Genomic DNA, 12,152 nt, shown 5'->3' with positions numbered 1-12,152 from the left:
GGCCGGGACCGACTGGCCGCGCACGGCGTACCCGGGGTCGGCACCGGCCAGTTCGCAAAAACGACGGTGAGCGCGGAACCCTGCCGCGCAGTTCACAGCCTCTTTTCGCGCCGTTAATCCGGAGGTCGCAGACAGCGGGCGCAGACGGAGCCGACCGGCGCTCAGCGGGCGCGGTGCGCCTCCAGGTCCGCCCGGCGCAGGAGCGCTCGCAGCGCCACACCGTGCCCGGCGAGCGCCTCGGCCCCACCCTCGACGCGGTCGATGACGCACAGGGCGTGCTCCACCCGGGCACCCAGTTCGCGTAGTTGGCCGGTGGAGATGACGACCTGGCCGCCGGAGGTGACGACGTCCTCGACCACCAGCACCTGCCGCCCGGCCAGCTCCGCTCCCTCGGCCAGCCGGGCCGTCCCGTACGGCTTCGCGCTCTTGCGGACGAAGGCGCAGGGCAGCCCGGTGTGCCGGCCGAGCGCGGTCACCACCGGGATCCCGCCCATCTCCAGCCCGGCCAGCACCTCGGTGCCGGTCGGGACCAGGTGCGCGAGTTGGGCGGCCACCCGGTCCAGCAGGCGGGGATCGGCCTCGAAGCGGTACTTGTCGAAGTACTCGTCGGCGGTCCGACCGGAGCGGAGCACGAACGTGCCGGTCAGTCGGCAGGTCACGTCGATCTCGCGGGCCAGGGCGGCCAGGGCTCCGGGTCGGTCATGTTGATCATTATCGTCGGGCCGGGACGGGCTGCGCGTACCCCTTTCGGCGCATGTCGACGCCGTCGGCCTCCTCCTCCGGTCGGTGTCCGGGGGTCGGCGGCTGTGGTGGGATCGTGGGTATGCGACCGCCACCGTGGCTCGGATCCGGCACCCTCGGGCGCGACCTCGCGCTCGCCGCCGCGTCGCTGGCCGGCGGCCTGGTGCTCTACTCCCTGGGCTGGCAGCCGCAGGTCCGTCCGAACACGGGCGTGCCGTCGGCGCTGTTCCTGCCGCCGCTGCTGGTGATGTGCGCGGCCGTGGGCATGCGTCGGGTCGCCCCCCGCGCCAGCCTGGCCGTGGGCACCGGGGCGCTGGTGGTGGACACCGCGCTCGGCAACTCGCTGGGCACGATCCTGGTCTACACGCAGGTGCTCTACGACGCCTGCGTGTACGGCCCGCCCCGGCTGTGGCGGTGGCTGCTGCGGGTGACCATCGGACTGAGCCTGCTCGGTGCCGTCGTCGGCGTGGTCTCCCTCGACAACTGGCGCGGGGTCACCATCGGGGTGCTGGTGGTGCTCGCCGGGCTGCTGCCGGTCCTGACCGGCATCAGCGTGCGGCAGTACCGCGACCAGGCCGCCGCCGAGCGGGCGCGGGCCGAGCAGACCGCCCGGCTGGTCGAGTTGGACCGCCGGCAGGCGGTCAGCGCCGAACGGGCCCGGATGGCCCGCGAGCTGCACGACGTCGTCGCCAACCACCTCAGCGCGGTCGCCATCCACGCCACCGCCGTGCTGTCCGTACCCGGCCTGGATCGCGGCCAGGTCACCTCGGCGTTGCACGTGATCCGGGAGAGCAGCGTGCAGGGCCTGGCGGAGATGCGTCAGATGATCGAGGTGCTGCGGGAGCCGGCGACCGGCGACGGTCCCGCGGGTGACGGCCCGGCGGTGCCGGAGGTGGTCACCGCCCGGCTCGCCGAGGCGGACGGGCTGGTCGAGCGGATCCAGGCCGCCGGCCTGGCGGTACGGGTAAGCACCGATGGCACCCCGGGCCCGCTGCCGGTGGGGGTGGACCTCGCCGCGTACCGGATCGTGCAGGAGTCGCTGACCAACGCGCTCAAGCACGGCACGGGTAAGGCGGAGTTGACCATCGCGTACCGGCCGGCGGAGGTGGTGGTGACCGTGGAGAATCCGGTGCGCGTACCCGGGGGCGGGGTGCCGGGCGCCGGGGCCGGGCTGATCGGGATGCGGGAACGGGTCACGCTGTTGGCCGGGCGGTTCACCGCCGGGCCGCGGGACGGGCGCTGGCAGGTCCGGGCCACGCTGCCCACCGGGCAGGGCGGGTGACCGGGCCGGCGCGCGCACCGGACGACGCGGTCGTCCGGGTGGTGCTCGCGGACGACCAACCGGCGGTACGGGCCGGACTGGCCCTGATCCTGGGCGCCGCCCCCGACCTGGAGGTGGTCGGCGAAGCGGCCGACGGCGACGAGGCGGTGCGGCTGTGCCGGGAGTTACGCCCGGACGTGGCGGTGCTGGACGTGCGGATGCCCCGCCAGGACGGGATCTGGGCGACCCGGGCGATCGTCGCCGACCTGCTCGCCGACGTGCTGGTGCTCACCACCTTCGACCTCGACGAGTACGTCTTCGGCGCGCTGCGCGCCGGTGCGGCCGGGTTCCTGCTCAAGGACACCGACGCTGACGGCCTGGTGACCGCGGTGCGGACGGTGGCGCGTGGCGACGGGTTCATCGCCCCCGCGGTGACCCGTCGGTTGATCGCGGCCTTCGCGGCCACCGCGCCGGGTGCGTCCGCGGACACCCGGGCCGCGCTGGGCACCCTCACCCCTCGTGAGCGTGACGTGTTGGCCTGCCTCGGGCTGGGCCTGTCCAACCAGCAGATCGCCGACCGGCTGGCGACGGCGGAGAGCACCACCAAGACGCACGTGAGCCGGATCCTGGCGAAACTGGGCCTGCGCAGCCGGGTACAGGCCGCGATCCTGGCCCAGGAGCTGGGCCTGCCGCCACCGTGATCCGCCGCCGGTCCACCCTGGACGGTGCTGTCGCCCTGCTGCCGTACGCTGCGCGCCATCGACGCCGACAGCGGCGGCCCAGAACGGAGACAACGTGCGACGGTGGTGGGGGACGACGGTCCTGGCAGTGCTGATCATGGGGGCGGGCGGTTGCGACAGCATCTTCGCCGACGAGTCGCTCCCGTCCTTCACCCCCGAGGCGGGGGTGTGTCACGCCGCCGCCTCCGACGAGCGCAGCCCCGAGACGTACACGCCGATCCCCTGCTCTTCGAAGCACGAGACGGAGACCTTCCTGGTCGGCCGGTTCGGCGGCGCGGACGCCGCCGCGTCGGCACCGCCGGCGGCCAACACCGAGGGCATCGGGCGGGCGTACGGGTCCTGCGACGCCGAGGCTGCCCTCTTCCTGGGCGGCGAGTGGCGCGAGTCACGGCTGGCGATGCGGGTGCTGGTCCCGTCGGCGGCGCACTGGGAGGCGGGTGAGCGGTGGTACCGCTGCGACCTGCTGGAGATGCACGCGGTGGACCGGTGGTTCCCCGAACCCCGGGCGAACAGCCTCGGCGGTGCCCTGACCGGTGACTCGACGCTGCGGCTCACCTGTTTCACCGAACCGGAGGAGACCGCCGAGGGCGGCGTCAACCTGCCGCCGACGGACTGCACCGGGCCGCACGCCACCGAGTTCGCCGGCCTCTGGCGGCCCACCCCGCAGGCCGATCAGGTCACCGAGGAGGTCATGCGGGCGGGTTGTCAGTCGACGATCGCGCAACACGTCGGGTTGCCGGAGCGGGACCTGGGCGACCGGTTCGAGGCGTTGGCGTCCGTCCCGTCTGGTGAGCCCGAGTGGCAGGCGGATGCCGGCGCCTGGTGTTTCCTGCACAGCCCCGACCGGGTGCTCACCGCGTCGGTGAAGGGTGCCGGTCGGCGCGTGCTGCCGGCGACCCGCTGACCGGTGCCGACGTGGTTGGCCTGGTCACGACGTGTCAGGCTAGGGCGGTGAGTACGCCGGGGGGTGGAGAGCTGGCGGCCACGCTGCGCCGGATCGAGCGTTCGGCGGGGGCGTTGGCCACCTCCAGCGTGGCTCGGATGGATGAGACGCTGCCGTGGTTCCGGGCGCTGCCGGCCGACCAGCGCTCCTGGGTGATGCTGGTGGCCCAGGCCGGCGCCCGGTCGCTGGTGCAGTGGCTGAGCGAGGGTGGCGGCACCGCGGACAGCACCCAGGAGGTCTCCGACGAGGTCTTCGCCGCCGCCCCGCAGGCGCTGGCCCGGTCGATCACCCTCCAGCAGACCGTCGCGTTGATCAAGGTGACCATCGACGTGGTCGAGGAGCAGGTGTCGCACCTGGCCGCCGAGGGCGAGGAGCAGCAACTCCGCGAGGCGGTGCTGCGCTTCTCCCGGGAGATCGCGTTCGCCGCCGCCCGGGTCTACGCGCGGGCGGCCGAGTCACGCGGCGCGTGGGACGCCCGGTTGCAGGCCCTGCTCGTCGACGCGCTGTTGCGCGGTGACTCGCCCGACGTGCTGGCCAGTCGGGCCGCCGCGCTCGGCTGGGCGGACGCGCCGCCGGTGGCGGTGGCGGTCGGCCGATCGCCGGGCGGGGAGGTCTCCGCCGTGCTGCACGTGGTCTACCGGCAGGCCCGCCGGATCGGTGTGGAGGTGATCGGCGGGGTGCACGGCGACCGGCTGGTGATCGTGCTGGGCGGCGCGGCGGACCCGCTCACCGCCACCGCCGAGCTGCTGAGCGCGTTCGGTGACGGGCCGGTGGTGGTCGGTCCGGCCGTACCGAGCCTGGACGAGGCGACCGAGTCGGCGCGGGCGGCGCTGTCCGGGTTCCGGGCGGCGCCGGCCTGGCCCGGTGCTCCCCGTCCGGTGCCGGCCGCTGATCTGTTGCCGGAGCGGGCCCTGGCCGGCGACGCGGAGGCTCGGCGGCGGCTGCGACACGACGTGTACGCGACGCTGGTGCGCGCCGGCGGCGAGTTGCTGGCGACCCTGGACGCCTTCCTGGCCGCCGGTGGCACGCTGGAGAGCGCCGCCCGGGCGTTGTTCGTCCACCCGAACACGGTGCGTTACCGGCTCCGGCGGATCGCCGAGGTGACCGGCTTCTCGCCGCTGTCTCCCCGGGACGCGTTCGCACTTCAGGTGGCGCTCACCGTGGGTCGGCTGGATCCGGTCGTCCCGCTCACCTCGACCGTCACGACTCAGACAATGACCCCGGCCAACCGGAAAACCGTCCGAACCGAGGATTGATTCACGCCGACTTTTGTAGGAAACCTCCAAAGGTTCTAGTGTGGTTTGGTCGGAGGCGACACAGCGTTACCCGCGCGAATCCGGGAGAGTCATAGGCGTGCTCGCCGTACTTAGTCCCGGCCAGGGTTCTCAGAAACCCGGCTTCCTGACCCCCTGGCTCGACCTGACCGGCACCGAGGCGCGGCTGCGCGAGTGGTCGGCGTTGGCCGGGGTCGACCTGACGCACCTGGGCACCGCCGCCGGTGCCGACGAGATCATGGATACCGCCCGCACCCAGCCGCTGCTGGTCGCCGCGGCGCTACTCGCGGCCGAGCACCTGCCACTGGAAGGCGTCGACATCACCGCCGGGCACAGCGTCGGTGAGTTGAGTGCCGCCACCCTCGCCGGCGTGCTGACCGCCGAAGCCGCGATCACCCTCGCCGGCGTACGCGGCCGGGAGATGGCGGCCGCGTGCGCGCTGGAGCCGACCGGGATGGCCGCGACGCTGGGTGGCGACCCCGACGAGGTGCTCGCCGCCATCGAGGCACACGGGTTGTACCCGGCCAACCGCAACGGCGCCGGGCAGATCGTCGCCGCCGGCACGCTGGACGGAATCGACAGGCTCGTCGCCGAGCCGCCGGCCCGGACCCGGATCATCCGACTCAAGGTGGCGGGCGCGTTCCACACCCCGTACATGGCTCCGGCCGCGACCGCGCTCGCCGCGGTCGCCGCCGGCATCACCCCCGCCGACCCGACCCGGACCCTGCTCTCGAACCTCGACGGCACCGCTGTCGACAACGGCGCCGAGCTGGTGCAGCGCCTCATCCGTCAGATCACCGCGCCGGTGCGCTGGGATCTGTGCATGCGTACGCTGGCCGACCTCGGTGTCACCGGCGTGATCGAGCTGCCGCACGCCGGCACGCTCGCCGGGCTGATCAAACGGGACCTCAAGGGCGAGGGCGCCCCGGAGATCGTCACCCTGAACACCCCGGACGACCTGCCGGCCGCACGGGACCTGATCGCCCGCATCGGAGGTCGTTCATGACTGGCAGTCGCATCGTCTCGATGGGGCACTACCAGCCCTCCCGGGTGGTGACCAACGACGACATCGCCCAGCTCGTCGACACCAACGACGAGTGGATCCGCGACCGCGTCGGCATCGTCAGCCGGCGGATCGCCGACAGCGAGACGGTGGCCGACATGGCCGCCGCCGCCGCCGGCAAGGCGCTTGCCAACTCCGGCCTGACTGCCGCCGACATCGACCTGGTCGTGGTCGCCACCTGCACGTCGATCGACCGCAGCCCCAACGTGGCCTGCCGGGTCGCCGCCAAGCTGGGCATCACCGCCCCGGCCGCGTTCGACGTGAACACCGCCTGCTCGGGCTTCGCGTACGGGCTGGGCACCGTCGACCACGCCATCCGGGCCGGCGCGTCGCGCAACGCGCTCGTCATCGGCGCCGAGAAGCTCTCCGACTTCACCGACTGGACCGACCGCTCCACCTGCATCATCTTCGCCGACGGCGCCGGTGCCGCGGTGGTCACCGCCACCGCTGACGACGAGCCGGCCGGGATCGGCCCGGTGGTCTGGGGTTCGGTGCCGGAGAAGAGCGACGCGGTCCGCATCGAGGGCTGGCGCCCGTACGTCCAGCAGGAGGGGCAGGCGGTGTTCCGCTGGGCCACCACCGAGCTGGCGCCGCTGGCCCTGCAGGCCTGTGAGCGGGCCGGGGTCGACCCGTCGGAGCTGGCCGCGTTCGTGCCACACCAGGCCAACACCCGGATCATCGACGGCATCGCCAAGCGGCTCAACATCCCCAACGCGATCATCGCGAAGGACATCGTCGAGTCCGGCAACACCTCTGCCGCGAGCGTGCCGCTGGCCCTGTCCAAGCTGGTCGAGCGCCGGGAGGTGCCCTCGGGCGCACCGGTGCTGCTGTTCGGCTTCGGCGGTGGTCTGACCTACGCCGGTCAGGTCGTCCGCTGCCCCTGAAGACCCCCTCCGGCGCGTACGCGTCGAGGAGTGGCGGTCGGCGACGCCGTCCGTCGGACAACCCCGATGAAAGGAACCAACCACAATGACCCGTGACGAGATCACCACCGGCCTCGCCGAGATCCTCGAAGAGGTTGCCGGAGTGAACCCGGACGACGTGGCCGAGGGGAAGTCCTTCACCGACGACCTCGACGTCGACTCGCTCTCCATGGTGGAGGTCGTGGTGGCCGCCGAGGAGAAGTTCGGCGTCAAAATCCCGGACAACGAGGTACAGAACCTCAAGACCGTCGGTGACGCCGTCAGCTACATCGCGGCGCAGTCCTGATCATGAGTCGTCCTGACGTCGTCGTCACCGGGCTCGGCGCGACGACCCCGCTTGGCGGGGACGTCGCGTCGACCTGGGACGCCATGCTCGCCGGCCGCTCCGGGGTGAGTGCCCTCACCCAGGAGTGGGCCGAGCAACTGCCGGTCCGCATCGCCGCCCAGCTGGCCGTGGAGCCGTCCGAGGTGCTGGACCGGGTCCGACTGCGCCGGCTGGACCGGTCCGAGGCGATCGCGATCATCGCGGCGCAACAGGCCTGGGCGGACGCCGGCCTCGCCGGCTCCGACCTCGACGGGGAGCGGTTGGCCGTCAGCGTCGGTTCCGGCATCGGCGGTGCCACCACCCTGCTCGCCCAGGACGACATCCTCGAGGCGTCCGGGCCGCGGCGGGTGTCCCCGCACACCATCCCGATGCTGATGCCGAACGGTCCGGCCGCCTGGGTCGGGCTGGAACTGGGCGCCAAGGCCGGGGTGCACGCGGTGGCCAGCGCCTGCGCCACCGGCGCCGAGGCGATCGCGCTCGGTCTGGACATCATCCGCTCCGGCCGGGCCGACGTGGTGGTGGCCGGCGGCACCGAGGCGGTCATCCACCCGCTGCCGATCGCCGGTTTCAGCTCGATGCGGGCCATGTCCACCCGCAACGACGACCCCGAGCGCGCCTCCCGCCCGTGGGACCGGGGCCGGGACGGCTTCGTCCTCGGTGAGGGTGCCGGCATCCTGGTGCTGGAACGGGCCGAGCACGCCGCCGCCCGGGGCGCCCGGGTGTACGCGCGCCTCGCCGGGGCCGGCATCACGTCCGACGCGTACGACATCGTGCAGCCACACGCCGAGGGCGAGGGCGCGATCCGGGCCATCGCCAAGGCCATCGCGGACGCGGACGTGGCCAAGCGGGACATCGTGCACGTCAACGCCCACGCCACGTCGACGCCGGTCGGTGACATGCTGGAGATCGGCGGGCTGCACAAGGCGCTCGGCGACCACCCGGTGTTGTCCGCGACGAAGTCGATGACCGGTCACCTGCTCGGTGCGGCCGGCGCGCTGGAGTCGATCGCCACCATCCTGGCCATCCGCGACAGTGTCGTCCCACCGACGATCAACCTCGACGACCCAGAGCCCGGTCTCACTCTGGACGTCGCGGCGCACAAGGCACGCCACATGGAGATCCCCGCCGCGTTGAACAACGCGTTCGGCTTCGGCGGCCACAACGTGGCGCTCGTCTTCGCCCGACCCTGAGATCCCGCGAAAGGGGCCCCTCCTCGTCGAGGAGGGGCCCCTTTCGTCGTTCAGCCTCGGTTGCGGGGGTGCTGTTTCGCGGTGCGCTCGTTGCCGTGGCGGTAGTTGCCGGTCCAGCGGGCCATCACCAACTGTGGGTCGTCGTCGACCTCGGCGAGGAACTCCGCGGCCCGCGCGCCGCGCAGCGTGCCGGCGACCCGGCCGTGGTGCGTGATCACCACCGTGCCGTCCGCCCGTTGCACGTGCCGGAATCCCGCTGCCGCTCCCATCGGGTCAGGTTGTCAGACCGACCCGGGCGGGGCGACCCGATTTCCGTCGCGCGGGCACACGATCGCCGATTGACGTCGACTGACCGCCCGGCTTAGATGGGCCGACTGAAGATCGACTGACGGGGATCACCACCATGGACACTCGTACCCTTGTCGCCGTGTCGGCGGCGGCGCTCACCCTCGGCCTGCTGGCCGGCTGCGGCGACGACGCCGCCGCTCCCGCCGGGCCGAAGGCCGGCGGCCCGGCCCCGCAGGCCACGGGCGAGCCCTGGTACGACGAGGTGGCCCCGGCGTCGCCCGGCGGCACCAGTTCTCCCTGCCCGGTACCGGTGTCGTTTCCGCTGGCCGAGGGGTGGACGGCCAAGGCCGTCGAGCCGCCCAAGGGCGAGCTGGCCGAGCTGCTCGGCGAGGCACTCACCAAGCGCGGCGGCACCACCGTGCGCTGCGAGGTGGACGGCCGGGCGGCCGGCGGCGGATTCCTGCGGATCTGGGCGGCGGACTCGCCGACGGTCACGCCGCGCGCCGCGCTGGAGGGTTTCGCCGCCGGGGCCGGCGAGACGGTCGCCGGCCAGCAGTTCCGCGACCTTCGCGCCGGCGGCTTCGACGCCACCGAGATGACCTGGCTCGCCACCAACCCGCTGGCCGACGAGGAGGAGTCGCGGAACTGGGCGCTGGCCGTCCAGTCGGCGGGGCAGACGCTAGTCTTCGCGGTCAACGAGGGACTGATCGCCGAACGGACCGACGTGCTGCCGGCGTACCGGCTCGCGGTGCGGGGGCTCGCGAAGGGCGAGTGAGGTGGGCGCGGACCCGGCGCGCCGCCGGTCAGGTCCGACAGGTCGTGGCGGGCAGACCGGGCACGACCACCGGGGACCGGCCTCCCGGCCGGGCCTTGCCGGCCAGCACGGCAGCCAGCGCGGTCATGGACGCCCGGCTGGAGGAGTACGTGGCCAGCAACGTCGGAGACTTCGCCTCGCCCAGCACGTACGGGGTGTCCATGGCGACCGTGACCGCCGCGTCGGCGCGCAGGTCCTTGGCGCCGTCGCCGTAGCCCACCAGGTGCACGATCGTCCCGCCGCTGGGCTTGACCGACACCCCGGCGGCGGTCAGTGCGGCGGTGAGCGCGGCCCGGGTGCCGTCCCGTCCTCCGGAGGAGGTGACGGTGACCGGCCCGGGGATCGCGCCGCCGCAGGTGCCGCGCAGCACGGTCACGGCGGCGGCGGCCAGCGCGTCGGCCGCGGCCCGGTGCGCCGGGGCGTTGAGCGTGGACATCTGCGCGGCCGGGGTCTCCGCGAGCCGGAACTTCATGGTCAGCACCCGGGTGACCGCCTCGACCAGCCGGGTCCGGGGCAGTGTTCCGCCGCGCAGCGCGGCGAGCAGCCCGTCGTACGCCTGGCCGACGTTCGGGGTCATCAGGATGAGGTCGTTGCCGGCGTTCAGCGCTCGGACCGCCGCCTCGCCGGGTGCCCAGCGCTTCGCGGGCGGCATGTTCATCCCGTCGGTGATCACCACGCCCTTGAAGCCGAGCTGGCCGCGCAGCACGTCGGTGAGCAGCTTGTGGGAGAAGGTCGCCGGGGTCCCCGGGTCGATCGCGCGGGCGTCCAGGTGACCGGACATCACCGCCATCGCCCCGGCGTCGATGCCGGCGGTGAACGGCGGCCACGCGCCGCTCTGCAATTCGGCGGCGGACTGGGTGAGCACCGGCAGGTCCTGGTGCGAGTCGTCGGCGCTGTGGCCGTGCCCGGGGAAGTGCTTCAGGGTGGCCGCGACCCCGGCCGCCTGGAGGCCACGGACGGCGCCGCCCACCTGCGCCGCGGCCTGCTTCGGGTCGGAGCCGTACGACCGGGAGCCGATCACGGTGCTGCGGGTGGCCAGCACATCGGCCACCGGGGCGAAGTCGACGTTGATCCCCATCGCGGCCAGCTCGGCACCGGCGGACTGCCAGGCGGCCTCGGTCAGCTTCGGGTCGCCGGCCGCGCCCGCCGCGAGCGCGCTGGGCAGCACGGTGACCCCGTCGGTCACGCGGGTGACGACGCCGTACTCCTGGTCGGTGCCGATCAGCAGCGGCGCGGGCCCGGCGGCGAGCCGACCGGCGGCGGTACGCAACCCGGTGGTGAGCTCGTGCACCTGCTTCGGGTTGTCGACGTTCGTGGTCTCCTGGTTGCCCTTGGTCGGATCGTCGGCGCTGAAGCCGACCAGGATCAGGCCACCCAGCCGGTACTTGGCGATCATGTCGGCGGGGGTGTCGACCCCGGCGAGGGCCTGGTTGCCGGCAGCCGAGCCGGCGGACACCTTCGTCGCCGAGTCGCCGTAGGCGTACGGCATCAGCACCTGACCGACGAGGTCTTCGTCGGACAGCGTGGCGACCAGGGCCGCGGCACGGGCGGCGGGGTCGTTGGCCGGTGTCGCGGCGGGGACGCTCGGGGCGGCGGTCGCGCCAGCCGGGCTGGGTGGCGGCGCGGGGCGCTCCGGGTCGCCTGAGCAGCCGGAGACGAGCAGAGCGGTCAGAGCGGCGACTGTGACGGCGGCGCGCCACGGGCGATTCGACACGCCGCCCATCCCACCAGCTTCCCCCTTATCGGGGCAACTTGACCTTACCGGTCGCCGCCGGCCCGACGGCGTACGGCCAGCGGGCCGGCGGCCGGATCAGCCGACCCGGGTGAGCAAGGTCACCGGGGCGCCGTCGCCGGCGTACCGGTACGGCTCCAGGTCCGCGTCCCACGCCGTGCCGAGCGCCTTGTCCAGGGCGTGCGCCAGCGCCTCCGGGGCCCGGGAGGCGACCATCAGCGCGCGTAGTCGGTCCTCGCCGAGCTGGATGTCGCCGGCCACACCGACGGTGGCCCGGAACAGGCCACGGGCCGGCACGTACATGAACCGCTCGCCGTCGGCACCGGGACTCGGCTCCTCGGTGACCTCGAAACGGATCATGGGCCACTGCCGCAGGGCAACAGCCAGCTCGGCGCCCGTCCCCGGACGACCGGTCCACCCGCACTCGGCCCGGCGTGCGCCGGGGTCGACGGGCTGAGCCGTCCACTGCAGGTTGACCGGCGCGGCTAGGACGCGCGCGATCGCCCACTCGACGTGCGAGCACACGGCGAGTGGGGTCGAGTGGACGTATACGACGCCACGCGTTGGCACGGTGACCTCCCGGGAGAGCGAGGTGCGTCTTCCCCTACGACCTCGTCCACCCAGGTGGTTGCTGCAACACATGATGACTCCTGTGACGCGTGGTGCGCCAGGGAATCGGAAAAAACGCCGGGTGGAATAGCCGGACGGGTGGCCGCCGTTGCCTCTCAGGACACCGCGACGACCAGCATGATGTCGTGGTCCTGTACAGTTCCATCGGCGGCTTATGCCGCGTTACACCTTCGCGGGTCGAGCGCAGTGTGGCCCGCACACAGCCCCCGGACGTCCAGTCCTCCCGTA

General features: G+C 73.3%; 12 protein-coding genes and 1 pseudogene. 9 read left to right on the top strand and 4 right to left on the bottom strand.

Going from position 1 to position 12,152, the window contains the following annotated elements:
- Positions 1-161: 161 nt before the first annotated feature.
- Complete coding sequence (locus AB0B14_RS14265; protein WP_357522657.1) at positions 162-659, bottom strand: phosphoribosyltransferase family protein; 498 nt, start codon at positions 657-659, stop codon at positions 162-164.
- 164 nt (positions 660-823) lie between these two features.
- Between AB0B14_RS14265 and AB0B14_RS14260 the strand changes: the two genes are divergently transcribed.
- The 8 genes and pseudogenes from AB0B14_RS14260 to fabF all read left to right on the top strand — a co-directional run bounded on the left by AB0B14_RS14260 (position 824) and on the right by fabF (position 8,460).
- On the top strand, positions 824-2,023 hold the full coding sequence (locus AB0B14_RS14260; protein ID WP_357522698.1) for a histidine kinase: 1,200 nt from the start codon (positions 824-826) through the stop codon (positions 2,021-2,023).
- Positions 2,020-2,703, top strand: a complete 684-nt coding sequence (locus AB0B14_RS14255; protein ID WP_357070648.1) for a response regulator transcription factor — start codon at positions 2,020-2,022, stop codon at positions 2,701-2,703. The genes AB0B14_RS14260 and AB0B14_RS14255 overlap by 4 nt, the downstream gene beginning before the upstream one ends.
- 94 nt (positions 2,704-2,797) lie before the next feature.
- A complete protein-coding gene (locus tag AB0B14_RS14250; protein ID WP_357522656.1) occupies positions 2,798-3,646 on the top strand; it encodes a septum formation family protein in 849 nt (282 codons plus the stop codon).
- A gap of 23 nt (positions 3,647-3,669) precedes the next feature.
- Positions 3,670-4,941: pseudogene (locus AB0B14_RS14245) on the top strand (helix-turn-helix domain-containing protein); the annotation flags it as partial.
- Between the two features lie 97 nt (positions 4,942-5,038).
- A complete protein-coding gene (locus AB0B14_RS14240; RefSeq protein WP_357070654.1) occupies positions 5,039-5,965 on the top strand; it encodes an ACP S-malonyltransferase in 927 nt (308 codons plus the stop codon).
- Positions 5,962-6,906, top strand: coding sequence for a beta-ketoacyl-ACP synthase III (locus tag AB0B14_RS14235; protein WP_357070658.1), 945 nt, complete (start codon positions 5,962-5,964; stop codon positions 6,904-6,906). The genes AB0B14_RS14240 and AB0B14_RS14235 overlap by 4 nt, the downstream gene beginning before the upstream one ends.
- Positions 6,907-6,991: 85 nt before the next feature.
- Positions 6,992-7,231: an acyl carrier protein gene (locus AB0B14_RS14230; RefSeq protein ID WP_030330276.1), complete on the top strand. Its 240-nt coding sequence runs from the start codon at positions 6,992-6,994 to the stop codon at positions 7,229-7,231.
- Between the two features lie 2 nt (positions 7,232-7,233).
- Positions 7,234-8,460: a beta-ketoacyl-ACP synthase II gene (gene fabF / locus AB0B14_RS14225; protein ID WP_357070662.1), complete on the top strand. Its 1,227-nt coding sequence runs from the start codon at positions 7,234-7,236 to the stop codon at positions 8,458-8,460.
- A gap of 50 nt (positions 8,461-8,510) precedes the next feature.
- Here fabF and AB0B14_RS14220 read toward each other — a convergent pair whose 3' ends face one another.
- Positions 8,511-8,729, bottom strand: a complete 219-nt coding sequence (locus AB0B14_RS14220) for a hypothetical protein (RefSeq protein WP_112582579.1) — start codon at positions 8,727-8,729, stop codon at positions 8,511-8,513.
- A 134-nt stretch (positions 8,730-8,863) separates the two neighbouring features.
- On the opposite strand from AB0B14_RS14220, the gene AB0B14_RS14215 reads away from it, so the two are divergent.
- Entirely contained in the window at positions 8,864-9,523 is a 660-nt protein-coding gene (locus AB0B14_RS14215) for a lipoprotein (protein WP_357522655.1), read from the top strand.
- 28 nt (positions 9,524-9,551) lie between these two features.
- On the opposite strand, the gene AB0B14_RS14210 is transcribed toward AB0B14_RS14215, so the two are convergent.
- Together AB0B14_RS14210 and AB0B14_RS14205 are read right to left on the bottom strand one after the other, a co-directional pair.
- The gene (locus AB0B14_RS14210; protein WP_357522654.1) at positions 9,552-11,285 is read right to left on the bottom strand and encodes a glycoside hydrolase family 3 N-terminal domain-containing protein; all 1,734 of its coding nucleotides are present in this window, start codon (positions 11,283-11,285) and stop codon (positions 9,552-9,554) included.
- Positions 11,286-11,372: 87 nt separating this feature from the next.
- Positions 11,373-11,864, bottom strand: coding sequence for a DUF3145 domain-containing protein (locus tag AB0B14_RS14205; protein ID WP_357070672.1), 492 nt, complete (start codon positions 11,862-11,864; stop codon positions 11,373-11,375).
- Between the last annotated feature and the right edge of the window lie 288 nt (positions 11,865-12,152).

The sequence above is a fragment of the Micromonospora sp. NPDC049171 genome (assembly GCF_040648275.1).
Lineage (GTDB): Bacteria > Actinomycetota > Actinomycetes > Mycobacteriales > Micromonosporaceae > Micromonospora.
Note: the sequence above shows the minus strand (reverse complement) of the source record. Positions and strands in the feature narration are given on the sequence as shown.

Bases quoted from the DNA above. Each gene is read 5' to 3' on its own strand.
- AB0B14_RS14260 (WP_357522698.1), top strand. From the start codon at position 824: ATGCGACCGCCACCGTGGCTCGGATCCGGCACCCTCGGGCGCGACCTC.
- AB0B14_RS14235 (WP_357070658.1), top strand. From the start codon at position 5,962: ATGACTGGCAGTCGCATCGTCTCGATGGGGCACTACCAGCCCTCCCGG.
- AB0B14_RS14230 (WP_030330276.1), top strand. From the start codon at position 6,992: ATGACCCGTGACGAGATCACCACCGGCCTCGCCGAGATCCTCGAAGAG.
- fabF (WP_357070662.1), top strand. From the start codon at position 7,234: ATGAGTCGTCCTGACGTCGTCGTCACCGGGCTCGGCGCGACGACCCCG.
- AB0B14_RS14220 (WP_112582579.1), bottom strand. From the start codon at position 8,729: ATGGGAGCGGCAGCGGGATTCCGGCACGTGCAACGGGCGGACGGCACG.
- AB0B14_RS14215 (WP_357522655.1), top strand. From the start codon at position 8,864: ATGGACACTCGTACCCTTGTCGCCGTGTCGGCGGCGGCGCTCACCCTC.
- AB0B14_RS14210 (WP_357522654.1), bottom strand. From the start codon at position 11,285: ATGGGCGGCGTGTCGAATCGCCCGTGGCGCGCCGCCGTCACAGTCGCC.